Here is a 22,134-nt window from a genome sequence, read left to right as displayed (position 1 = left end):
GAATCTTGAAATTTGCTTTTTGAGATAATAGGGTATTGCATTGAAATTGCTGTTAACACTTGATTGGGCTGCCCATGAATCTGCTAAAAGAGTTTTTATTCAATCCCCCAGAATATATGATGCCCCTTGATCAGCCTCCACTAGAAACTTTACCCCAGTGGGGGCACTGGCTAGAAACACCAGAGTTAATGGTAGCAATCATTCCGCCAGGACACTTAGAAGCTAATATTCGCTCACCACTGAACCTTGTGGTAACAAGTTTTGGAGAAACTCGTGGGATTGCTGCCTTCAATGCTGATCGACTGCAACCTTACCAAGCACTACCAGGAGGTTTTGATATTGTGCCGCAAGGTAGTACTTATACTTCGGTGGAAGATGCTTCTTGTTTTGTAGTGTTTGGATATTCCCAATCTTTTTTACAGCGTGTAGTCCGAGTAGAAGCAGAGGGGCAAACGATTGAATTACAGCCAGGGCAAATTCCTAAGACTAGTTGGGGATTGAGTGCTGCGCTTGCTATGCAAGAGTTTTTTGATAATGGACAAATCGGTGGTGCATTTTACTTAGAATCAGTTGCAACGGCAGTGTTGGCACAAATAATTTACCGACGTTCAAGCCTATCTGGACGGCTCAAACGTCCACCAGAATTTTTAGACCCAAATTTGTTAAAGCAAGTCTTAGAATACATCAGAGCGAATCTATCTCAGGAACTTAACCTCAACCAGATTGCTGCCACAGTCGGATTCAGTCCCTAAGCTAATCGGTACTTAAGTTGCATAATAAGAAGATGAAGCCGTTTCAAAGCACCTATGCCGCCACCAGCCAAGAACTTTTTAACACAGGAGCAAGTCAGCAAGCTACAGGAAGCTCTAAAAGAGAGCAACCTACCGCATATTAGGGAAAGAATTCTAATTATTCTTCTGCAAAATGATGGGAAGCCACAACACGAAATTGCAAAATTTTTAGGCTGTTCGCATAGAACAGTGGCATATTGGTGTATGCATGGAGATCCAGATAATTTAGAAACCTTACATAATAAAAGAGAGTACGAACATTGGCGAAAAGCCACTCCTGAATATATTGAACTTTTATTAAAAACTGTTGCTCAAGAACCCTCATCATTAGGTTACGAATTTGGGAAATGGACAGCAGAAAGATTAGCTACTTATTTAACCGAGAAAACAGGTATTGATTTAAGTAGCTCTCAAGTGAGGAGGATATTAAAGCGAAAAAAGTATAGTTATATTTGGGCTAAATATGATCTAAAGGATAAACAAAATCCAGTAGATAGAGCAAAATTTAAAGAAAAACTTACCCAATATTTATTGATTGCACGAGAACAGCCAGAGCGTCTACAGGTATGGTTTTGGGACGAGAGCGGGTTTAGTTTACGTGTAATTCGACGCAAGAATTGGAGTAAAAAAGGAAAACGTAAAAATGTTCCAGGGCAACGGCGTTGTGGTCGGGTTAATGTGATGGGAGCAATCCGAGAATTAGACCGAAAGCGGGTATGCTTTTTCGTGAAAAAAGGTAATGCAGATATTTTTTACGAGCAATTACAACTATTATTTGAATTAATTAAACAGGAGTGGATAAGTAAAGGAAACCTTGGCGAAGATTTTGTAAAATCTGGGCCGAAGATTATTTTAGTTTTAGATAATGCTAGTTTTCATAAACGCAAAGACATTATAGCTAAAATATCTGAAGAGTTCCCAAATTTTGTTTTAGAGTTTTTACCCCCTTACAGCCCTGATTACAATATTATTGAGTTAGTCTGGCACTCATGTAAAGAATATATTGCTCATCGCTTATTTAAATCAGTAGATGAATTAAAATCACTGCTAGATAAGCTTTTGAATCAAGGCGAGTTAGTGATTAAGTGGCATCGCCAAATCAAAAACAAAGGCAATCTCAGCTATATTGCAGCTTGAATGCCGATTAGCTTATCATTTTGCACGAGCATTTAAAGTTACAACTGGACTATCACCTTATCAATACGTCCTGCGATGTCGCCTGGAACTTGCTCAAAAACTCTTACAAAACCAAAAGCGCGAACTAGCACAGGTAGCCGCAGAAGCGGGATTTGGCAACCAGAGTCACATGACTTCTGTCTTTCAACGAATGCTACACACAACTCCAAAGCGTTATCAGCAAAAAATGAGTAGTATTACGGCTAGTGGTCGGATAGAGAGGTCAACCATTTAGAAGTTGATGTTGAGTGAGAAATTCGCCAATAAAGAGTATTTTTTGAGATGATTAAGATTGGGAAAATTATTTAGCATTAAAAAAGAATGACTAATTTTTCCAAAAAGTCATAGATTGTTGCTGGCGCTTGAGCCGATAAATTCTTGCTGGATAATTATCATTACTCCATCCGGCTTCAATCTGTTGTGTGTCAATTAGATCCTGCAATCCCTTATCAAGGACGCTGTAACTACAATCAAATATGTCTTTTAATTCTCCAGCAGTCTTCTCGCCAGAACGCAGAGATTCTAAAATAGCCTGATTAATAGGATTCATAATTGCTACACTAAAATTTATTCAGACATTAACTATAATCATTCAGCGATTATGAATACATCTGTCTGAATAGCTAAAGATTCAACAGAAATTTCAATAAATTAATCTACTAAGTAGATTCCTTCTCAATTATGTAAAGATACTTGCATATATAGAAAATGCAAAATTGGCGGAATCAAGAGGTAAAAATTGCAAATATACTCCTAATTAGAGATTTATTTTAGTTAAAAATGTAACTAAAGAGGGTAGTTTGGTAAGGCAGTTAAAAAGTGCAAGAATGAATTTCATCCTTTGACTAAACCAATGGTGCAATGACAAAAGCACCTTAATTGAGTCAATCTGTTTATATATTGTTGAGTCACTCAGTCACGACAGATCAAATGAGCAATCTACAAAGTGATTTAAATTCGCTTCTGCATCTTGCTGGAATTAAGATTTTTTTGGTAGAGGATGAGCCTGATATTGCAGAATTGCTGCTCTTCATTCTGGAAAAAGAAGGTGCAGAAGTCATCACCTTTATGGACGCAGAAGAAGCCTTGTCCATGATCGAATTGTTCAATCCCGATATTCTATTATCGAATGTTTTGTTGCCTAATCATGATGGAAACTGGTTGATTGAGCAAGTTCGGATACATTCAAACTCATTAGTACGGCAGTTACCAGCAATCGCCATAACTTCTTATACACGGGAAGTCTCAAGTAGCAAGGCAATAGATGCTGGCTGGCTTTAATCGATTTCTAGACAAACTTGAGAGTACAGAGTCAATAGTGGATGAAGTTGTGCAGCTCCTTTCCAGTTCTTATTAAATTAGCTAAATTAGAGTTGAATCCTCGTGATTGTAGCTAGATTAAAAAAGCCCTTTCGCAGCAGGAACAAACAAAAAGAAACTCTTAACGGAAGAAAAAAGTAGCCCCGTTCGCGGTAGTATCTTGTAAAGAAGTAAGGTTTTAAACCTTGACCCTGGTGGGCGAAAAAATTCTTCCATTTGGGGAAGGTAAAACCCCGCCTCTTGTGGACAGCTTGGCTTTTCTGTTGCCTGTTAAGAGTTTCCTGTTCCCTTTTATTTCAGTAATTATATTGTGAACTTTCTTATAGATGTGTGGTTAAATTTACATAAAATTTCTCAATCCAATACTGATTGTGAAAGTTTTATCACTCGTAACTGTTGCTTATGATCGAGGCGACAAGTTTAAAAAATATCGCTCGATTGCTAGCTTTTGTGAATATCTGCTTGTGAGCCAAACTGAACCATACATTGAGCAGTATCACAACGCGGGATCGTAGCAGTAACGATCGCTGGCTATGGCAAGTTCACTCTCACCTTGAGCGGACGATTGTTCTGCACAGTTTAAATGTAGAAATTCCTCTGACTGAAATCTATCGTCGGATTAATTTTTAGTAATCGACCACGGGGCGATATTTAGACATCTAACTTTTGAATTTCAGAGCGTAAACTCATCACCAAAAGAAGCACTGCCAAGAAAGCTAGAAAAAGTAACCAGCATCCAACCCAAGCAAATATGTTTTTGGGTTTGCCAATCGTATCTGTCTTCTACCGTCGGGATTGTGTTAGCTTCAACAATTTCTAATCCCCAATAGCCTAATGCACTGATGCCAAACAACATAGCGCTGACGATGGACAATTTAGGGATGACTTTGAGAAGGTAATTGCTCAAAGTGGGTGCTGTCCGAAAGGATTGTCTGTGACGAGCATGGACGGTTAGTTCACTTGGAGCTACAACCTTTACACATCCTGGTTTTTGTTGGCTGAGTTGGGAGATAATTTGTTTGTTATCAGTCATGGGTCGAACCAAAGCCTGTTAGTTGTAACTAGATTAGTTTCAGTAATTATATTGTAAACTTTCGTCAGGTAAATGTGGTTAAATTTACTTAAAATTTCCATATTCAGAAAAAATACTCTAATGGTTAAGCGATGTCATACGAAACAACCAAAAGGACAAACAAGCGATTAAGCTGAAAGTCAGTTAAAAATATCCCCCAGCACATACTGCACTGGGGGATATATTTAATCAATCCGCATCGCTAAAGTAAATAGGATCTACATACTCCAATACGGATTCATCAGCGATAATCTGTGTTCGGGTGCTAAGTGATCCTACATGTATATCCAAGTCTGGGATATCAATTCCTAACTGGTCACATATTTCCCTTATTTTTCTTTCTTGAGAAGTTATCTCTTGTTGAGTATGAGTAAAATGTCCATACCCTTCTGATTCTCAAGAACTAACAATTATTTTCGCCATATTCACTGATTGTTTTAATTTTCAACGATAAAAAACTACCACAAAACTACTATTAAAGAAGCTTTGTGGTAATTCGTCTACAAATGCCGCCAGAAGTTCTTACTGATAGTTTTGAGACTGACTACCTTGGATTCTGCTGCTGCTTCAGGGACATGACCAACAGCCACCGCAGCAACAATTGGTGCAGGTGTCGCTAACAGAGAATTGAGTAATTCTTGCTGATAGTCAATATCTGCTATTGTGCGGTAAACTCTGTGAGGGTCAATTTGCATCCCCAAGGGCGTAGGGACAATTTTCAGATATTCATTAAGAGCAGATATGTAGTTATCACCAAAATTCCTGCTTGTAACAGCCGGACGTATAATATTCAGTAATTGTATCGCTCGTCTGATATCTGAAATACTGCGTTCGCCATCCATTTGTGGCTGACTTTCTCTGTAGCCCTTAGATTTTTTTCGGCTACCAGATTGTGAAATTTAAAGACAGCCTGTTGATGGCTTAAGAGAGAATGTACTTTCTTCTGGGAGTTGTAACCCACTCGTCCCCATTCAACAATTAAACTATTGTCTTCAACTTTTGCACTCCAGAATTTGTTACTGTTGTTAACAGCGTCAACAAAAACAAGATATGTTTCCATAGTTTTCATGCTGGAATTAGTGAACAGGTGAATATCTAATTTTTAGATATTCACCTGTAATTAGTTATTGAATCATCAATAATCGGGCATTGCCCCAACGCAATTGATGTTGTAAAGCTTCAAGTATCGTTTCTGCTTCGTCTGCTGTTAGTCCATTTAGCTCAGAACAAAGATTTATTAACACTTTTGGAATACCATCACACAGGAATCTCTCAAAATCTCCATCTTTCAAAGCTTCTGTTAAAGAATAATCTTCAGGAGTACATATTCGTTGCATAAAAACATATTGCGACAAAGTTGTACGTAGCATGAGTTTGGTTTTTCTGTCCAGTTGTTCTAAATATGCACCATGTTTTTCAACTAACTGGTCGATTTTTTCGGTTTGACCGTAATAAGTTACCAAGTCTGTATTTGCCATTTCTTTTCCTCGAAATTAGAAATATCATTGTCAATCCAAGCCAATTCACTCTCTTTTTGGCGTAGCAATTGTCTCTTTTAAGCAATGCGATTTCTCTTGAACACAACAGGAGAAATCGTGGACTTTATCAATTCATGTTGCGAAACTTGGCAGTTCTGAGAGACTGAGTTTTCGCCGCAACCACAGGACTACTAGCCCGTCGTGAGGTCGATGCCCACACCTGCATTCGATCAACTGCCGCCGCATCCTGAATGGCAAGCGGGGTAATGGTTTGACGACAGGTTTCCAGGTCAGCAAGCGTTACCTGCTGCAGTCTACCCTCATCGAATGCCAACAGTGCGGCTTCAGATGCGAGAGTTTCTAATTCAGCGCCGGAGAATTTCGCGGTGGAAGTTGCGATCGCTTCCAAATACTCGGATTCCAGGTGAATGCCAAAGCGTTGTAGATGAATCTGTAGGATTTGCACTCGTTCTGGCTCCGTGGGAAGATCAACAAAGAAATTTTCATCAAATCGGCCTTTCCTCTTTAGCTCAGACGGTAATGCTGAAGGATCATTGCAGGTAGCAACAACGAACACACCAGACTGAGATTCGGACATAAACGTGAGAATATTGCCCAAAATCCTCTGTGAAACTCCACTCGTGTCACCACTGCCAGAAAGGGCTTTTTCTATTTCGTCAATCCACAGGATGCAGGGTGCGATCGCCTCGGCAGTCTTCAAGGCACGACGCACATTGCCCTCAGACTCGCCTACCAGACTGCCCAAGAGGGACGCAATGTCGAGTTGCAGAAGTGGTAGATTGAGTATACTAGCGATGTTTTTGGCACAGTGAGATTTTCCTGTTCCGGGTGGCCCAGCCAGCAATACACCTTTGGGTTGGGGTAAACTTAAGCTTCGCGCCTCTTGCGTAAACAGACGGCGGCGACGATTCAACCACTCGCGTAGCAAATCCAAACCGCCAAAGGGAATGGTAGCTGGTTTCCCCAACTCAATACCCATTTGAGACAGTAGCCGAGTTTTGTACTCGACGGCTTTAGGGATGAAATTAGCATCAACGACGACACCATCATTAGTTAAGTTTTCTTTGACAGTTAACCGCAGAAAATCACTGATTTCTTCTAAAGTTAAGCCCAGTGCTGCACGAGAAAGAGTTTCTTTTTCAGCATTTTCTAGAGAAATAGTGAAAGTCAATTCCTGTTCAGTAGCAGACTGTTGTAAATCATGTAAATAAGAATTGATATGTTCAAGTATTTGCTCAACTCCCGGCAGAGGAATTTCGCAGTAAGGAATTAAGCGTATAAGTGACTCGTGTAATTGAATGTTTTGACCCAGCAGCACAATGCGTTTATCAGTCGGCTTGAGACGATGGTAGAGATTTTTAACCTTGCTAACAATCTCCCAAGAGAATGTTGGCGAATTTTTCCCAATGAACGAGTGAATGTCACCTAAGATGAAGACTCCATCACCACTAAAATTCGCAATGTAATCAAACACGTATAACAGAGGATCAGCCTGTGGAGGTCTTTTGTACTCTGGCACTGGCTTAAACACCAATCCCCCATCTGCTGCAATTAAACATTGCTCCAGGGTGGATACTCCCAGATTCCAGAAGAAGACAGGACTGTTTAGTTTGTTGTTTGCTTCTGTAGTCAGCCATTGTATGATGGTCGCTTCATCAGGAGACAGGACATCAACAGCAGCGATAGGGATTTGTGAATCGAGCGTGGAGAGCAGATTTGAGAGTTTCATTGTTTTTGATAAGGTAGTGGAGCTAGTTGTGAGTATTAACAAGTCTCACGATTACTTCATAAACTTCGGCATCGCCGTCAAAAACTTCTGCTGTACCGTTGTTCTCTTGGTAGGCAATCGCTGTTACTATTGAATTCAAAAGTACGCACAAACCCTCTGTACTAACTTTGATGATCACGGGTTGTCTTGGTTTTTGCTGGGCGTAAACGTGAACAAATGGGTATTCTTTAGCTAATTCGTTCATGATTGTTTTTGAGGGGGGGAACTTGTTGATTCCCCTGTATTGATTACTGACGTAAACGTGTTTGAGTGCTGTTTGTAGTCCGAAGTTGTGGTGCTGATTCTTCTTTGAAAATGTGATCGCCCTCCACAACCCCAAGTGCTTTCTCAAATGGTTGCGTAGCCGATAAACAACTCAGCCCCTCAAATCCCTCCGCTTCCACTCGAACTTCACCTGTAGCATTGTCGAAATGAATCAGTATTGAACGTTCCATATTTATCTCCGTGTATACTGTTTAACTTCTTGATGTCCAGCAAAAGTTAGCCTTAGAGTTTGCACGCTCCCGTTAGTTGATTCAGCGATCGCACATTCACCAAATTTTTCTTGTAACTCGGCAGCTTTGGCACGAACCATCCGTTGTCCATAAACCAGCATTAGTTTATTGCTGAAAAAGTCTTTGCCCAGCTTCGGAACTGTCTCGTAACTGTCATGTATTACGTCGTACACGCCGCTTGAATGATTCCATTTGAAACCGATGTCTGCACGGGCTTTTATGGTGCGACCAGATACGATGATTTCAGCGCTTTGTCCTTGAGAGCCACCGTAGTATCCTTTTAGTGATTGTGCTGTTTCATGTACTTGCGGTGATAGGTTTAGATCCGTGAGGGCTTGTACTAAACATTCGCGGTTAGTAAGTTTGGTTTTAACGGTTGAGAAGTGTGACATGAGAATTTTGCCTCTATAGTAGAAGTGCGGTATTCTTTTGAAACGTGTATATGGATTTTTCGTTTAAGGTACTTAGTCTTGGACGAATGCACCCTCGCCCAAGACTGTTTTTTTACCTGAACTTGAATGACATCACGGTAGCTTTCGACAAGCCCACATCAGAGCTTGCAAGCTGTTGCAGATTGCGCTGTTCATCTAATAGCTTGGTGCGAATCTCTTGCATCTTTTCCTGCAATTGAGTACGCCCCTCACTACCAAGATTCTTCGACTCAATCGCCGGATCATTAACAATCGAGTCAATGTGCGCCATCATCGCCTCTAAACTGCTGCCAGCCTCTGAGTCAGCATTCGCTAGTAGTACCTGAACCTTCATTAGATGGCGTTCCATCTTCTTTTTAAATTGGACTGGTTTGCGCCCTGGTTCCCAATCAGCCAACTCTTCAAGCAATTGGGTAGCGAGTTGTTCACCACCAGCGAGGGCTGATTCCCGTAGTCTTTGCTCTAAGTTAGAGTCATACTGTTGTATGAATCGCGTGATTTGCTCCAAGCATTCGGCTTGTTTATGGTCGAGTTGTTCAGAGAGGGCAGGGATAATCACCGGACGACCAATAACGACTTGTAAATAGTCTTCAAGGTCGGTCAGAGTCGGAAATGCTCTTAACAAATTGGCTTTGACATCTGCTTGCTTGTCGTGAGGTAATTCCCAAGTGTTAAGTGAGAGGAACTGGTCAATTCGCTCTTGATAATCTTCGAGTCCTGATTCATAATCAACTTTTAGCTGATTACGCAGTCCAGGGGCGATATTATCCCTAATATTGATTAACTGATTCCAAACAAGTGGAGCTAAATCAATCGGACAAACCCAATCACCAGTATCAGCAGACATCCACTCTTGAACTGAAGCAATCTCTTGCCTCAGTTGGGTAGCAGCTTCATCAAGCTTTTTGAATACCTCAATACCTCGTAGACCGACTTCAGAATTAGTAACTTTAACGAGGTCTGACTCAATTTCCGACACTTCAGCTTTTAGGACATCTGCCCATTTAGGAGCAGCCGATTTTGTACTTTTCTTTAACTGAATCCTAAACCTAATGCGGGTTTTATTGAGTTGGGAGAAGTTGTGACGCTCGACTAATGCATCAGTTAGGAAATTTGCAGCAATAGGGTTGTCGATTGCTTGTACCATTATTATTCACCTCGATCAATATTTTTCACTTTCAATTCAGCGAAGCTTTCTTTGTGACTATTTCTCAATTTGTAAATGCCTGTAGTAGCTCTATAGATTACTTTTGTAGAGCTTTCTTGTAGCCGAATATGCCTTTTAATGACTGGTGGTTTGTGTGTTGACATGGCTCAAAATAGTTGAAGTTGCTGTGAATTATCCTGTATCACAGGTTTTTGATAAACCATGCCTTCGACTTCGTAACAACGAGTCATGAGTTTGTTTCGATTTAGTGGAAAGCTGGCTTTTTTCCTTTGATTAGGTAGAGGTAAAAACAGATATTGTGGATGTTGTATACTACCTGCATCACCCAGATATCGACAAAGCGTACCGTTGATTTGGTAGACCTTTGATGAACTTAAGAGTGTCGCGTCATACACTTTAATCAAATTTGTTTCCATCTGATTAGCATTGAAGTAGAGTGTACGATAATCTTTTGTGGAATCGATTTTTCTCTACAGTCAGACTGATTGAATCTGACTGTAGAGTTTTTAATGTAGATAGACGACCCACTTCTTCTCAAGCAGCAACTTTTTCTTGTTTCGGTTTAGACAATCTAGAAGCGCTCCCAGAAGTACGTTTAGTTGTTGAAACCGGTGGGTTAACTTGACTGAATGGAGTCTGAATCTTTAGGTCAGCCTTTAGTTCGGATTGCAATAATACAAGTTGAGTCAGATAGTAATCAACTTCTTCTAGGATTTCAGCTTCTACTTCTGCCGGTGAGAGTGGTGTAATCTGATCTGATTCCAGATATTTAACTTCTTCGGTATAGCGAGAAGTCATGACAATATAGCGATAGCCATGACCGCAATTCTCCGCTAATACGCTATCGTGCGGTAATACTTCAATACCAATAATTTTGCCTTGTTGAGTACGTTGTCCAACATTAAACTTTGGAATTCCGTAGCCTCGTGGAAGTGTGATTGTTGGTTGCATTTTCTTCCCTTCACGTTAATTATTGATTGAGAGTGCCATTCGATTACAGATAGAAATGCTCAAAAATCTGATTGAGTTTTTCTTTTAATTCATCTGACAGAGCATTAAAATCAAACTCTTTAAAGTCCCAAACTTGATCCAAGCTTGTAGATTCATCAATAATGTTTGCAATCAAACAAGATTCATTGTCATAGTTCCAGCCATTTGCTAAAAGCCACGGCAGAATTCCCTTAGATTGCAATAATTTCTCAATGTCGAATGAGTCAGAAAACTGCTGTAAGTTTTCGATACTGGGGTGAACGATTGTTGTTGTCATTTCTTGTTATTGGCGGACTAGTAGACAGCATGTATTAGCTGTAGACAAAGCTTGAGCAACTTCTAATTACAGTTACCCAAACTCTGTTTACAACGAGTTAAAACGCTATCTCATTCGCAGCTTTTGTTACAGCCAAAGCCTGTTTACTGACCTCTCGCCACTCTGTTTGCTCGTTGTAGGATGCCATCACTAATTCCGACTCTACCCATACCCGACAGAACAACACATTTTCATCTGTCGTTCCCGCCTGTGGCTGTAGTGTGATGGGAGAATATAATTGTTCTGGGGTCAAAGTTGCGATCGCCGCAAGTATGCACTTTGAAAAATGGGTATCGTAGCCTGATTCTAAAATATACGTCCGGTCTGCTTGCATAGTTATTAGCAACTTGCAGGTTTCTTTTTTGCGGCGTTCTGTATTCTCAAACCGCAGTTCTTTAAGATATCCAGTTAAGGCAGTTTGAGGGACATCACTCGGTTCACCATTTAGTGTGTACCACAGTCCTCCGTGCTGACGATTGCAGTAGATTTTACAATTGCCAGCATCAGAGTGCAATCCAAGTTTCGGTTTATTAATTGCTGCGACTAACTGCTTGAGTAGTTCCTCTTGACGTATCAAGGCAGCAAGTAGTTCAGCATTTTCTTGAGAGTTCATTTGTTTGTACCAAAAGCATTTTCACTTTTGCATTGGCGCAGCCGTTTAACAAAGTTTGAGGGTTTAATTCCCCTGCCTCTATAGGCAGCACGTTTTGTGCTGGGGTTAAATCCCCGTTACAAAACATAATTGCGAATTGCGAATTGGTTTAATTGTGATATATGAAGCGTAGAGCCAATAAAACAGCGCTCTTGATTTCACAAAAGCGCTTTTTATTACTAATGATTTCTAGTTACGGATTACTAGTGTGAATTAAATCTTGCTAACAACTCTTCACGGGATAAACTAGACAATTCCAGTAAAAATCTTGCAAAGTCATCTGGTGCTAACTGCAACAAATTATCGACCACTCTCGCTAATTCTTCATCCACAGAACCAAACCGGAATCTTAACAAGTTTTCTACAACCTGACGGCGTTCTTGCTCTACTCCCTCTTGTACCGCTTGCGCTCTTGCTTCTTGGTAAGCTTCTGTTAAATTCATAATTAACTCCTGGTCATCTTCAGTTAAATCTGTTTGTGTCATTACACTGATACGCCATCTGTAAACCATTTCTAGAACATTACGACGGACAATATTCTCACTTGGAAGCGCAACCAGTTCACTTACTGCAAGCTGTTGCACTGTTCCCCGTCCCAAAAGCCTAAACCACAGCGTGTCTGGAGTTCGCGGTAGCTTGTTAATCGCTACTATTGCTGCTCTTACTCCTTCAGGCAGAAAGTACACCCCGCTCATCCAATTGTCTAAATCTAGTTTAGCTTCAAAAGCCTTGAGCAGAGCTTTGGAAGCACTTGGAGAAATAATCCACAGTTGTGCTAGCTCGTTCTCTGCTATTGTTGTGTCTTCCCTGTTGGCAAGACGTTGCGCGTCTGCAATCACAGTGAACAATTTTTGTAGACAACTACGTACTTCTGTTCTATTCGGTTGATTGCGAAACGGTTCTAGCAAAGTAGTATTTAATACCGCTATTCTACCCAATAATCCTAAAGTTTCTGCATCAACCGCAGATGTCGGTGTTGGTGAAAATAATACATCAACAAATCTTGTTTCATCAGTGACTTCCCTGTTAGTTTTTACTTCCCCAAAGGGAGAAAGTAACTCTTCTAAAAACTGCTTGGCAAATTTATCGTGAGGTTGTTGGGTCATTTTGTAAGGGCGAACTGTATTTTATTTTACAAAGATTGGTTATGGTTGCATGGTGGGTATTAAAACCCACCATTTCACTTACGCCGCTACCAACTCCCGACTCAAAAGAGGCACTTCAACCGGAGTCGTCACTCTAGACAGCGCCTCTACAGCCTCTTTTACACTCCAATACCGTACTCCATCCCCACACCGCCAATAGTAAGTCTTGGTGTCGTTTTCCCAGACTTCATCAGCGTTTCTGACCTTGAAAAGTATCCCCAAAAACTTACCATCCAGATATACATTGTGAGCCGTCTGAAGGTCAGTCTTGCCTACATAGGTCAGTCGGTAGCTGTTTACTGGCGTACACAAGTTTTCTGCACGAGTACCACGATACCCACAGTTACCGCAGCCGTGACCATCACAATCTGGGCAGATGGCAGCAGGCATATTCCATTTGAGTGGTGTGAAGTCCCATTCAGCAGGCGTGGAAAATAATCGAGGCTTTTGTGAGGTGTAGCAGCCGGCATAACCGATTACTTTGTAAGGATGGGTTTGGATACTTAACGATAACCAGTCACATTCACCCAACAAGCCAATTTTGTCAGCAGCTTGTTTTAATTCCTCATCTTCCTTTTGATTGCGCTCTATTGGAGCAGAAAGGCTTGTTTTAATCTCTGCAACAGCGCGTTTGAATGACTGTTTGTGATATCGAGCATAGCCGTGGATCATTTTTACCCAGACGATATCATCATTGTTGATCCAGATAGTTACTACATCTTTGGGCTGGCACTCTTTTGAATAGTCCGACTGATTAACGATGGTTGCAATGATTTGGCGATCGCGTGTGGTTAGCGGATCTTTTGTTGGCGTAGGGGCTGAAACTTGTGTAATCATTAGAAATACCTCTTATATGGGTAAAAAAGCGATCGCCGTACCTGCTAAGTCTGCGATCGCCTTTTGTTTTGCGTGAACAACGTTGTGGTTTAGCAACGCTCTCAAAAAGATTTGGCGTAGCCTCATATTTCTGAATTTCAGTTATTTTCTAGCAAGAATTCACGGCACAAGGCTCTAGAGAAGGTATTAAACTCAAGTCGCAAGTAAGTTTTGTAACGGGGATTTATACCTCGCCTAACATACTTGCGGCTTGATAGAAGCCAGGGACTTAAGCTGAACCGTTTGAGAGTTCTTCACTTGCAACTTGCGACTTTGTTAAGCGGTTGCCCTCTGTACAAGTATGAGTGGATTTATTGAGTGATCTTGAGTATCTCCCCCAGCCGACTTTACCTGGCGTACCTTGTGCTATGCGACGGGGGGTTCTTGTTTCTCAAATCTATGTTTTGTGTTGAGCAAATCTGGGTTTGGGGTTGAGCGCTTCTTTGTTTTTCAAAAGAGGCATCGCGCTCGTCTCCTCTCTTATGATTACTACATTACTACGCTCACCAGTGGTTGTCAAGTAGTTTCTACTGGTAGGCGTAGTAGATATTTCTCTTAACCGTTGTAATCTATGTTCCAAATAAGTGAAGTGATATCCCCATCTAAAGCAGCACAAAGTTTCTCTAGAATTTCTGTACTAACAGTCATCTGAGTTGGTTTTTTTGGTTTGTTAATAAAGACGTGAGGAGTCTCTAACTGCTGAATATAAGCCACAGAAACTCCCACAGCATCAGATAGCTTTTGTCTACTATATCCAGCTTTGTCTCTTAGCTCCCTGAGTTTTTGGGCATTTTCTTCATTCCACCTAAACGCAGCGATGGGTGTTACATCTACTGTAATATTCATTTTTACTTTAATTTTATTTTCACTGCGCTTGCCAGTTGACATGATAATATTATTAATATACTGGTGTCAACCATAAGGTTACACCAAGGAAAAGTTAAAGCGATCGCCCGCAGGGAAGCAATGCGATCGTTTAGCTCAATTCATTTATTCATAACAAAGTGAACTAATTACAATGCTGACACACTTTTGGTGTGATTCAGAAATTAATCAAATGTAAATTCAATATCAATGTAGTTCTTGCGATATCCTGTGGGAAAAATGCAAAAGGTGCAGATCACTGTATCGCATTCATTGCTATTTCATCAGTCACACGAAATCCAGAGGTTTGTACAATATTGAGATTGTTAACTTCACCTGAACGATTAATAGTGAAGTTAAGCACCGTTCGCCGATTAGACTGGCTCATTCCTGGTAGCCACTGCTGCTGAACGCAGTGTTTCCAAGATTACCGAAAGTCAAATCGAATTGACCATTCAATAGAAACCCAAGAGTGATAGAAGAGGGATAATGTCAGTTGAATTAACTGACTCACTGAAAAATCTGCTTGAAGAAATAGAATTTAAATAATTAATCTCCTCATATATAGTTAAGATAGTCTGTCTATTTACATGATTGAATATCTTATTTCCTCAGGATAATAATGGCTTTTAATCTAGACAAAGCTGTCTACCAATAACTATTTTTATGCTTGGTATTTCAATATTAATTCATACTATTGTTATCAATTTTACTATTATTAATTACAGTTCTTGTTAGACTTTTAAAGTCAAGGAACTCAAAGAATTTTTATTCTAAGAATACAAAGCCTTGAAGAATATTTCTTGATATCAGCTATTGGAACTCGAAGAATTAAATGGCCATTTGCCAAATTAGTGTAAATCTAGCTAGAGCCAGATAAAGATTTTCATTCATATTTGCGTTCATACTGTTAGTAGCAAATACCGTAATTCTGGAGATGCACGCTACTCGGATCAAAGATTTAGGTTGTTGCCGTCCTCCGATAAAGTTTACAGTTGAATGATTCCCGCTCAAATCGCTAATACTAGGAGAAATATAGCTATCAAGATCCGATAGATGCTTGATTTTACAGTTTTAGAATCAATCGGCGTTTGTAACGGAACAATATTCCTTCTGTCTCGAACTGTTGTAATGTACGTGTGACAGTAACTCTTGACATATTCAAAGTTTCAGCTATTTCCTGATGTGTGGTATAAAATTCAATAAGTTTTCCCTGTTCTACATCACGACCAAACTTTTTGCTTAACCATACTAAAAACTGCCATAATCGTAAGCTAATAGGTTTAGTATGAACAATGGTTAAAAGTTTTTCAACTTCCTGAATATGGGACACAAAAGCATCTATATCTTGATGCCAAAGCTGAGGCGGTAAGACACTTGTTTCTACATTTGTGAGACATTGAATTTGGTATGGGTTGACGCTCGACAAAGGATAACCAACTAAATCTCCAGAACTCCAATAACCCAAAGTAATTAGTGTTCCGTCTTCAGTAAAAGTCAGGTTCCGCACTATACCTTTTTCGATATGCCACAGGATATCATTGCGTGTGGGAATGATTTCATGACGCACAAATAGCCTGGTAGTTTTACTTGTTTCTAATGCTGATTGATAGACAGCATTTGGAGAATAAATCATGGGAGGCAATATTATAAAAATGAGTGAGAATATTAAATTCTTTGAGCCTCTTTTACTAAGTAGGTGAATAAATCATCAAGAACTCGATTGGCTGATAGATAGCTGCCAGCGAGCCAACAAAATTCATCCACTATATGAATTTTCCCGTGCCTAACAACATTCAGCTTTGACCACAAAGGTTCTGCCATTAGTTGACGGAGAGCTGTTTTAGACTCTGACGCATCTTTGAAGCCATAGCGCAAGAGAAATAGGACATCTCCATCTATCTGGCTGAGTACCTCTGGAAATACACTGTAGCCAACAGGACTACCCTCTTTCTTTTTAGTTCCTTTTGCATCCAGATTTTGGGAAGGAGGACGGATTAGACCAGCATCCTCTAAAATCACTCCAGAGAATGAACTCTTGGTTGTCGCGTGAATTAACTTTGGCGCGAGGCGCACAACGGAAACTTGAGTCTTTTTGAGTCGGGAACCCATTTTTTCTTTAAACTCGGCTATGCGTGCGTTGTATTTGTCGATGACACGTTTTGCTGCTTCAGTTTGACCCAGAGCGTTTGCTGTCGGCATAAACGACTCTTTCCAGTCGCCACTGTTTGGCATCTTAACCAAAACAGTGGGTGCAATATGGGACAATAAAGTGTAGTTATCCCGGTTTTCATCAACCGTGCCTAAGATTAAGTCTGGTTTAAGAGTCATAATCTTCTCTAGGTTCGTCGGCGCAAAAGCCGCGCCAATGTCTTCAATACCAAGCTGCTGATTATCTAACCCTAGCCCTTGGAGGGTTAGAGCCAAACCTGGAGCGCCCACCAGCTTGACCCCTAGAGCTATAGGTATTTGTACGAGCCATCGTTGGATGACGACGACTCGTTGAGGATACATGGGAACAAGGGTTTGACCCATTGCGTGTTGGACTAAATGGACTTCTACAGGTGATTTTTGTCTTGAGGAAACGAGGCTGATGTCGCGCTTTGGTAGTTGGGGATTCAAGAAGCTGCAAGCAGAAACTACCAGGAGTATGAGCAGCACAATCGAGTATAATTTAAGCTTAGGCATATTGACAAAGTGAACAAGATAGAGCTTGTAGTAGATTGATTGTGCATTAGCTTTGACGAAAGCGATCGCACTTATATCTGTACAGAAGAAAAAACTAAACTTAAAAATGTGTTTCTTTGAGTTCAACTTCCTTTGCCATAGAGCTTCTTTCCTCAAAACTTCCAACTCACCGTCCCCTGCACCGTAAATGGATCTTCAGGATAAACAAAGTTGATATCTCTAGGAGTGAAGTACTGAACATTGAACAGATTCTTGAAGTTGAGCGCGAGTCCAAGGTGGCCTTTCTGGTAGTACACAGCTGCATCAGTACGTACATAACTGGGTACACTAAATGCGTTGTTCAAATCTCCTTGCCGTTCGCCGACATAAAACAAACCCAAGCCAAACCCTAATCCTTGCAGGTTACTCTGGGAAAAAGTATAAGTAGTCCATAAACTCGCGCTATTGAAAGGGACATTCGGCAGTCGATTGCCAATAGCATATACATTGTCCTTTGTCACCTGGGCATCTGTGTAAGCATAGGAGGCAATCACATTCCAACCTGGCAATATCTCCCCCGTAACATTGAGTTCAATACCTCGGCTACGTTGCTCTCCCGTTTGGACATTAAATGTGAGATTATTCGGATCAGGGGTCAAAACATTGGATAAAGTCAGTTGATACAAAGCAAGGGTTGAAGATAGCCTACCACTGAGGAAATCACCCTTAACTCCCACTTCATATTGAGTGCCAGTACTGGGTTTAAATAAACTACCCCCAAAAGTAGCTCCAAGATTTTGAGAGAAGGATTGACTGTAGCTGGCATAGAGTGAGATGGGTTGGATTGGCTGATAGACAAGACCTACACGAGGACTAAATGCCTGATCGGGTTGACTATTATTGAGACTTGAATTTAAAAAGTTAGTAACTTTATTCTCGACAAAATCTGCTCGTCCACCGAAGACCAACTTCAAGTTAGGAGCAAGGGTTACTAAATCTTGAATGTAAAGACCGATCTGATCGTTTGTAGTTTTTCGATTAAGTCTAGAAGTAACAGCACCAATGGGCTGACCATAGACGGGGTTAAATAGGTCAATAGAACCAATAGCACTCATAGTCCGATTGAAGATATTGAGTTCTCTGTACAAATCAAAGCCTGCGACTAATTCATGCTGAAGACTGCCAGTTTTAAATTTACCTATAAAATGGGTGTCTACAGCATACTCATTATCTACACCTGGTCCTAGATCGGTTTGCCTTGAGCGTCTCAGAGTCCGACCATCGGGTTGTAGAGCGACAGAATTGGCACTATTTGTGATAAAGCCGACAAACCTAACCTTAAAAGCATTCACCAATGACCAATTATCATTAAAGCGATGTTCAAAGTTATAGCCCAACAGAACAGAGCTGCGATCGTTTTTGGCACCTACATCCAATGTGTTCCGATTAAGCGGAATTTTTCCATTTGGGTTAGGCAAAACAGTTCCTAAAGCAGGTAGCCCAGTTCTGTGGTATCCCTGATCCTGGTATCGTACCTCTGCTTCAAAAGTCACTTTTGTCTTGGGATCTATTTGCCAACTAATAACGGGCGCAAGTAGATAACGCTTTGAGTTAAAAAAGTCAACAAAGCTATCTGAATTGAAGTAAGAAAGATTTAAACGATAAAGGAGCGTTTTGTCAGAATTAATCGGCCCAGAAATATCTACGGTCGGTTGATACAAATTATAACTACCGAAAGTCATACTGGCAGCAAAGTAAGGGTCACTCAGAGGCTGCTTAGTAACATAGTTAATCGTGCCACCTGGATTACCTTGACCATAAAGGACAGAGGCAGGCCCCCTCAAAACCTCTATCTTTTCAATATTGGCGAGTTGAGTTTGACCTGATGTAGCTCCTGCTGTATAGTCTTTAAGACCGTTGTGAAGAATATTGGTCGTTTGAAAACCCCTAATTGTAAAAACATCACCATTACTCGGTGAATTGAAAGCCTGGATAACACCGACGCTTCTTAAAGCATCAATAGCGTTAGCGGCTCCTTGAGCTTCCCAACTCTGTCGGGGAACTACTTGAATTGATTGAGGAATATCACGCACTGGCGTTGGTATTTTTGTGGCTGTACTCGCATCAGGAACGTTATAACTTCCTTCAGCCTCCCCAATCACATTTAACTCAATGGGTGGTTGCTTCTCTGGTGCCGGTGTTGGCTGCTGTGCCGTGGATGCAGCACTTGTCACCCCAAACACTAAACCTTCACTCTGACTATCAAATAAATCCACTACAGGCGCACCCGTTTCCCCAACTACTGTCACTAGTACGGTGTTAGCGTCTGCATTGGCTACTGTAATTAGTGCAATTCCGGCTACTGGCTTTGATAGTTGAAAACTCTTTCCACTTGCTAATTGCAACTGAGCATTGGGTATACTCACTATGTAGGAATTACCTTCAGTTTTCGGTGAAACTGATAACTGCTCAGAATTGGATGTAACTAAAATTAACTCTATGCCTTTATCAGTGGTGTTTAGCTTCACATCTGTAACTGACACGACATTGGTTGTTGCTTGACTTATTTGAGAAATAGAGTTCTGATTCTTGGGTGTCCTTAATAAATATACGGCACTGCTTTTACCAAATTGCAACTCGTTGAGGCTAGGAATCTCTGTCGTTGGTTGTATTGCTGTAGTTAAAGTTTTTTGCGATGATAATTTATGATCACTAGCGTTATTAGTATTTGGAAGCTGTTGACCTAAAACTGGTATAGTAATTGCTAAACAAAAACTAGACAGCACAAAACTGTGCCAAAAAAAGCTAAATTGTTTTTGTAAATACACTCCTCAAACCCTCACACTCAATTGAATTACGCAAGCGATAGCAAACTGCTTGAACACAAGTATTTCCGCTTTTTAAGCGTGCCATTGATGAATGACTTTAAATATTTGCTACGACTTCCCCAATTTTGCTGATGTCATAGCCACCGAGAACCTCTAATTGCGATCGCACTAGCCGATGTCCCAAGGTATTGAGAAACTGTTGTACTGGTGATTGTTCCAAGTATTCTTTGAGAATCACTAAGTCGTATCGCGCTTGATGTAGGGGGATAAATCCCAACCCAAAGGCAGCAGCTATAGATGCCGTACTGATACCTGCATCAGCGATTCCTGACGTTACAGATAAGGCAACATCCTGATGGTTGTAGGCGATATGGTCAAATCCTTTCACAGTCTCGAATGGCACTCGTTCTTCCTGAAGTTTCCGTTCTAAAAGCATCCGACCACCAGAACCCACTTGCTGGGTAACAATAGTTGCTCCAAATTCTACTAAGTCGGAAACTGTTTTAACTCCCATTGGGTTTCCTGGTGGGACTAACAAGCCTTCTTCCCAAACTCCAAGGGTAATCAAAACGAAATTCTTACCTGTTGAAGCTTCCCGCACAAAGGGAATGTTATGTTCCCCAGTTTTGGGATCGTATAAGTGCATCCCTGCAATGTGAACTTCACCTCGGCACAGACTACGTAATGCCGCCTTGCTGTGGGCGAAACGATAATGAATTCGCAGTTTTGGATGCCAGCATTCAGTTGCTTTTGCTAAAAGGGAAAGCACAGGTGTACAACCAGCAATCACAACTGTATTTTGTAGTTTGTCGATATCATCCAGTAGCCTAACCAGGACTTTATTTGTACCGTTCTGGCTCTTTGCTTCACCCTTTAAGTGATGCTCTTTTCTCTCTACAAGATGCTGCGCTAACGCTGGGCGATCGCTGACGCTAATAACCGTTTGCTGATTCACTGCAACCATCTCACCATCAGATGGAATCATTTCGATGCGAAAAGCATCATTCCCAACCAGGGGATAAGCTATCCATTGATCCCCAACCCGCGCCAGACTAACTCGCGATCGCTCTTGGTTAAGGGCTGATTCGGCAACAATTGCCTCAATTTCAGGTAAATCCTCCTCTAGCCAGAATAACTCTTCAACTGTGCAGCCAAGTACTTTAGCTAAACGCAGGGAAACGGTAACTGAAGGAGCATATTGTCCCGATTCCAGACCACCAATAGTCTGACGGGTGACACCAGCTATATTAGCCAATTCTTGCTGGCTCATGCCCAAGCGAGTTCTAATTGACTTCAGGTTGTTGCAAAGATTCACGTCCAGTTTCATGAGGTTGTATGTATCTCTCCATTAAAAAAAGCCGCAGATGACAAACTTAACTTGCCAGGGCAATAGCAAGGTATTTAGTGTCTGCCATTTTTGTTGTCAGACATGTTGGTGTTTTGAAAATTTCGCTGATTTTTCGCAAGTATACCATACACTATGCCAATATATTTAACATTGATGGATATTATTTAGCGTCAGCATCACCTTTTCATCATCTGTTCACTCAGTCATTACCAAGAGAAAATACTCAAATCCGAATGGCACGCTTGTAAGGCGTAAACCCTTAATATAAATTGCTTTTGGGTGTATGTCTTGCATGGTCAACAATTGAGAATTCAATAATAATACTGATGTGACTAGATGATTGAGATCATCAGGTTCTCATGACAAATGAGTGGCTTAGGAACGAGTCACACATGAGTTTGCTCTGGGTGCCTAAAATACCGATTCACTATTCTGAATTATGACGAGAAAACTAGGTTTCGTTGGGTTGCAACAAGGAATGTTTGATTATAAAAGACGTTAAAACAGGGTTTATCAGTCTTGTGTTTGATTAATCAATCGGTGTTCTAACGGGCAATGTATCAAAAAAAATTTCACTTATGCAAAGAAATTTGCCATAGGTATGATATTCTTGCTATGTGCTGAGTGCCTTGCCGTAGCAGCTTTTTATCTTTTTTCAGTCTTTTAATATTGCAGAAAAACTGGAAAAGTCGGACTCCGCCAATTCCT

26 protein-coding genes and 1 pseudogene are annotated in these 22,134 nt (G+C 40.8%); 5 read left to right on the top strand and 22 right to left on the bottom strand.

The window, feature by feature from the left end:
* Positions 1 to 74: 74 nt before the first annotated feature.
* From FBB35_RS19160 to FBB35_RS19150, 3 genes are read left to right on the top strand one after another with little or no spacing between them, the layout of a single operon-like run.
* Complete coding sequence (locus FBB35_RS19160; protein ID WP_174710970.1) at positions 75 to 752, top strand: hypothetical protein; 678 nt, start codon at positions 75 to 77, stop codon at positions 750 to 752.
* Between the two features lie 54 nt (positions 753 to 806).
* The gene (locus FBB35_RS19155; protein ID WP_174709027.1) at positions 807 to 1,928 is read left to right on the top strand and encodes an IS630 family transposase; all 1,122 of its coding nucleotides are present in this window, start codon (positions 807 to 809) and stop codon (positions 1,926 to 1,928) included.
* Positions 1,918 to 2,202 (top strand): helix-turn-helix transcriptional regulator, encoded by a 285-nt coding sequence (locus tag FBB35_RS19150; RefSeq protein ID WP_174710969.1) that lies wholly within the window; start codon positions 1,918 to 1,920, stop codon positions 2,200 to 2,202. The genes FBB35_RS19155 and FBB35_RS19150 overlap by 11 nt, the downstream gene beginning before the upstream one ends.
* 90 nt (positions 2,203 to 2,292) lie before the next feature.
* Here the strand turns inward: FBB35_RS19150 and FBB35_RS19145 are convergent, their stop codons facing one another.
* A complete protein-coding gene (locus FBB35_RS19145; RefSeq protein WP_174710968.1) occupies positions 2,293 to 2,517 on the bottom strand; it encodes a hypothetical protein in 225 nt (74 codons plus the stop codon).
* 380 nt (positions 2,518 to 2,897) lie between these two features.
* Here FBB35_RS19145 and FBB35_RS19140 point away from each other — a divergent pair, with 380 nt between their 5' ends.
* On the top strand, positions 2,898 to 3,248 hold the full coding sequence (locus FBB35_RS19140; RefSeq protein ID WP_254625622.1) for a response regulator: 351 nt from the start codon (positions 2,898 to 2,900) through the stop codon (positions 3,246 to 3,248).
* A 525-nt stretch (positions 3,249 to 3,773) separates the two neighbouring features.
* Positions 3,774 to 3,917, top strand: a complete 144-nt coding sequence (locus FBB35_RS34850; protein WP_254626020.1) for a hypothetical protein — start codon at positions 3,774 to 3,776, stop codon at positions 3,915 to 3,917.
* A gap of 43 nt (positions 3,918 to 3,960) precedes the next feature.
* Here the strand turns inward: FBB35_RS34850 and FBB35_RS19130 are convergent, their stop codons facing one another.
* From FBB35_RS19130 to FBB35_RS19035, 21 genes and pseudogenes are all read right to left on the bottom strand, one after another.
* Positions 3,961 to 4,320, bottom strand: coding sequence for a hypothetical protein (locus FBB35_RS19130; RefSeq protein ID WP_174710967.1), 360 nt, complete (start codon positions 4,318 to 4,320; stop codon positions 3,961 to 3,963).
* A 539-nt stretch (positions 4,321 to 4,859) separates the two neighbouring features.
* Complete coding sequence (locus FBB35_RS35815; protein WP_368041779.1) at positions 4,860 to 5,201, bottom strand: hypothetical protein; 342 nt, start codon at positions 5,199 to 5,201, stop codon at positions 4,860 to 4,862.
* The gene (locus tag FBB35_RS35810) at positions 5,150 to 5,419 is read right to left on the bottom strand and encodes a WGR domain-containing protein (protein ID WP_368041778.1); all 270 of its coding nucleotides are present in this window, start codon (positions 5,417 to 5,419) and stop codon (positions 5,150 to 5,152) included. Before FBB35_RS35810 ends, FBB35_RS35815 begins: the two co-directional genes overlap by 52 nt.
* 64 nt (positions 5,420 to 5,483) lie before the next feature.
* The gene (locus FBB35_RS19120; RefSeq protein ID WP_174710966.1) at positions 5,484 to 5,837 is read right to left on the bottom strand and encodes a hypothetical protein; all 354 of its coding nucleotides are present in this window, start codon (positions 5,835 to 5,837) and stop codon (positions 5,484 to 5,486) included.
* A 127-nt stretch (positions 5,838 to 5,964) separates the two neighbouring features.
* Positions 5,965 to 7,587 carry an AAA family ATPase gene (locus FBB35_RS19115; protein ID WP_174710965.1) on the bottom strand — a complete coding sequence of 541 codons (1,623 nt, stop codon included), beginning with the start codon at positions 7,585 to 7,587 and terminating at the stop codon, positions 5,965 to 5,967.
* A gap of 22 nt (positions 7,588 to 7,609) precedes the next feature.
* Positions 7,610 to 7,831: a hypothetical protein gene (locus FBB35_RS19110; RefSeq protein ID WP_254625620.1), complete on the bottom strand. Its 222-nt coding sequence runs from the start codon at positions 7,829 to 7,831 to the stop codon at positions 7,610 to 7,612.
* A 43-nt stretch (positions 7,832 to 7,874) separates the two neighbouring features.
* Complete coding sequence (locus tag FBB35_RS19105; protein WP_174710964.1) at positions 7,875 to 8,081, bottom strand: DUF2997 domain-containing protein; 207 nt, start codon at positions 8,079 to 8,081, stop codon at positions 7,875 to 7,877.
* A gap of 2 nt (positions 8,082 to 8,083) precedes the next feature.
* The gene (locus FBB35_RS19100) at positions 8,084 to 8,533 is read right to left on the bottom strand and encodes a DUF1257 domain-containing protein (protein WP_174710963.1); all 450 of its coding nucleotides are present in this window, start codon (positions 8,531 to 8,533) and stop codon (positions 8,084 to 8,086) included.
* A 112-nt stretch (positions 8,534 to 8,645) separates the two neighbouring features.
* Positions 8,646 to 9,719, bottom strand: coding sequence for a hypothetical protein (locus FBB35_RS19095; protein WP_174710962.1), 1,074 nt, complete (start codon positions 9,717 to 9,719; stop codon positions 8,646 to 8,648).
* A gap of 167 nt (positions 9,720 to 9,886) precedes the next feature.
* Positions 9,887 to 10,156 carry a hypothetical protein gene (locus FBB35_RS19090; RefSeq protein ID WP_174710961.1) on the bottom strand — a complete coding sequence of 90 codons (270 nt, stop codon included), beginning with the start codon at positions 10,154 to 10,156 and terminating at the stop codon, positions 9,887 to 9,889.
* Positions 10,157 to 10,274: 118 nt separating this feature from the next.
* Positions 10,275 to 10,691: a hypothetical protein gene (locus FBB35_RS19085; RefSeq protein ID WP_174710960.1), complete on the bottom strand. Its 417-nt coding sequence runs from the start codon at positions 10,689 to 10,691 to the stop codon at positions 10,275 to 10,277.
* A gap of 43 nt (positions 10,692 to 10,734) precedes the next feature.
* The gene (locus tag FBB35_RS19080) at positions 10,735 to 11,007 is read right to left on the bottom strand and encodes a hypothetical protein (protein WP_174710959.1); all 273 of its coding nucleotides are present in this window, start codon (positions 11,005 to 11,007) and stop codon (positions 10,735 to 10,737) included.
* A 97-nt stretch (positions 11,008 to 11,104) separates the two neighbouring features.
* A complete protein-coding gene (locus FBB35_RS19075) occupies positions 11,105 to 11,659 on the bottom strand; it encodes a hypothetical protein (protein WP_174710958.1) in 555 nt (184 codons plus the stop codon).
* A 242-nt stretch (positions 11,660 to 11,901) separates the two neighbouring features.
* Positions 11,902 to 12,804, bottom strand: coding sequence for a hypothetical protein (locus tag FBB35_RS19070; RefSeq protein ID WP_174710957.1), 903 nt, complete (start codon positions 12,802 to 12,804; stop codon positions 11,902 to 11,904).
* A gap of 78 nt (positions 12,805 to 12,882) precedes the next feature.
* Positions 12,883 to 13,680, bottom strand: a complete 798-nt coding sequence (locus FBB35_RS19065) for a hypothetical protein (RefSeq protein WP_174710956.1) — start codon at positions 13,678 to 13,680, stop codon at positions 12,883 to 12,885.
* A gap of 594 nt (positions 13,681 to 14,274) precedes the next feature.
* Positions 14,275 to 14,565: a helix-turn-helix domain-containing protein gene (locus FBB35_RS19060; RefSeq protein ID WP_254625619.1), complete on the bottom strand. Its 291-nt coding sequence runs from the start codon at positions 14,563 to 14,565 to the stop codon at positions 14,275 to 14,277.
* A 274-nt stretch (positions 14,566 to 14,839) separates the two neighbouring features.
* Positions 14,840 to 14,983: pseudogene (locus FBB35_RS19055) on the bottom strand (energy transducer TonB); the annotation flags it as partial.
* Between the two features lie 666 nt (positions 14,984 to 15,649).
* A complete protein-coding gene (locus FBB35_RS19050; protein ID WP_174710953.1) occupies positions 15,650 to 16,219 on the bottom strand; it encodes a Crp/Fnr family transcriptional regulator in 570 nt (189 codons plus the stop codon).
* A gap of 32 nt (positions 16,220 to 16,251) precedes the next feature.
* On the bottom strand, positions 16,252 to 17,244 hold the full coding sequence (locus FBB35_RS19045; protein WP_174710952.1) for an iron-siderophore ABC transporter substrate-binding protein: 993 nt from the start codon (positions 17,242 to 17,244) through the stop codon (positions 16,252 to 16,254).
* 179 nt (positions 17,245 to 17,423) lie between these two features.
* A complete protein-coding gene (locus tag FBB35_RS19040) occupies positions 17,424 to 20,036 on the bottom strand; it encodes a TonB-dependent siderophore receptor (RefSeq protein ID WP_174710951.1) in 2,613 nt (870 codons plus the stop codon).
* Positions 20,037 to 20,175: 139 nt separating this feature from the next.
* Positions 20,176 to 21,405: a substrate-binding domain-containing protein gene (locus FBB35_RS19035; protein WP_174710950.1), complete on the bottom strand. Its 1,230-nt coding sequence runs from the start codon at positions 21,403 to 21,405 to the stop codon at positions 20,176 to 20,178.
* Positions 21,406 to 22,134: the final 729 nt, after the last annotated feature.

The sequence above is a fragment of the Nostoc sp. TCL240-02 genome, assembly GCF_013343235.1.
Taxonomy (GTDB): Bacteria; Cyanobacteriota; Cyanobacteriia; order Cyanobacteriales; family Nostocaceae; genus Nostoc.
Note: the sequence above shows the minus strand (reverse complement) of the source record. Positions and strands in the feature narration are given on the sequence as shown.

Bases quoted from the DNA above. Each gene is read 5' to 3' on its own strand.
- FBB35_RS19160 (WP_174710970.1), top strand. From the start codon at position 75: ATGAATCTGCTAAAAGAGTTTTTATTCAATCCCCCAGAATATATGATG.
- FBB35_RS19155 (WP_174709027.1), top strand. From the start codon at position 807: ATGCCGCCACCAGCCAAGAACTTTTTAACACAGGAGCAAGTCAGCAAG.
- FBB35_RS19145 (WP_174710968.1), bottom strand. From the start codon at position 2,517: ATGAATCCTATTAATCAGGCTATTTTAGAATCTCTGCGTTCTGGCGAG.
- FBB35_RS19140 (WP_254625622.1), top strand. From the start codon at position 2,898: ATGAGCAATCTACAAAGTGATTTAAATTCGCTTCTGCATCTTGCTGGA.
- FBB35_RS19130 (WP_174710967.1), bottom strand. From the start codon at position 4,320: ATGACTGATAACAAACAAATTATCTCCCAACTCAGCCAACAAAAACCA.
- FBB35_RS35815 (WP_368041779.1), bottom strand. From the start codon at position 5,201: ATGGATGGCGAACGCAGTATTTCAGATATCAGACGAGCGATACAATTA.
- FBB35_RS35810 (WP_368041778.1), bottom strand. From the start codon at position 5,419: ATGGAAACATATCTTGTTTTTGTTGACGCTGTTAACAACAGTAACAAA.
- FBB35_RS19120 (WP_174710966.1), bottom strand. From the start codon at position 5,837: ATGGCAAATACAGACTTGGTAACTTATTACGGTCAAACCGAAAAAATC.
- FBB35_RS19115 (WP_174710965.1), bottom strand. From the start codon at position 7,587: ATGAAACTCTCAAATCTGCTCTCCACGCTCGATTCACAAATCCCTATC.
- FBB35_RS19110 (WP_254625620.1), bottom strand. From the start codon at position 7,831: ATGAACGAATTAGCTAAAGAATACCCATTTGTTCACGTTTACGCCCAG.
- FBB35_RS19105 (WP_174710964.1), bottom strand. From the start codon at position 8,081: ATGGAACGTTCAATACTGATTCATTTCGACAATGCTACAGGTGAAGTT.
- FBB35_RS19100 (WP_174710963.1), bottom strand. From the start codon at position 8,533: ATGTCACACTTCTCAACCGTTAAAACCAAACTTACTAACCGCGAATGT.
- FBB35_RS19095 (WP_174710962.1), bottom strand. From the start codon at position 9,719: ATGGTACAAGCAATCGACAACCCTATTGCTGCAAATTTCCTAACTGAT.
- FBB35_RS19090 (WP_174710961.1), bottom strand. From the start codon at position 10,156: ATGGAAACAAATTTGATTAAAGTGTATGACGCGACACTCTTAAGTTCA.
- FBB35_RS19085 (WP_174710960.1), bottom strand. From the start codon at position 10,691: ATGCAACCAACAATCACACTTCCACGAGGCTACGGAATTCCAAAGTTT.
- FBB35_RS19080 (WP_174710959.1), bottom strand. From the start codon at position 11,007: ATGACAACAACAATCGTTCACCCCAGTATCGAAAACTTACAGCAGTTT.
- FBB35_RS19075 (WP_174710958.1), bottom strand. From the start codon at position 11,659: ATGAACTCTCAAGAAAATGCTGAACTACTTGCTGCCTTGATACGTCAA.
- FBB35_RS19070 (WP_174710957.1), bottom strand. From the start codon at position 12,804: ATGACCCAACAACCTCACGATAAATTTGCCAAGCAGTTTTTAGAAGAG.
- FBB35_RS19065 (WP_174710956.1), bottom strand. From the start codon at position 13,680: ATGATTACACAAGTTTCAGCCCCTACGCCAACAAAAGATCCGCTAACC.
- FBB35_RS19060 (WP_254625619.1), bottom strand. From the start codon at position 14,565: ATGAATATTACAGTAGATGTAACACCCATCGCTGCGTTTAGGTGGAAT.
- FBB35_RS19050 (WP_174710953.1), bottom strand. From the start codon at position 16,219: ATGATTTATTCTCCAAATGCTGTCTATCAATCAGCATTAGAAACAAGT.
- FBB35_RS19035 (WP_174710950.1), bottom strand. From the start codon at position 21,405: ATGAAACTGGACGTGAATCTTTGCAACAACCTGAAGTCAATTAGAACT.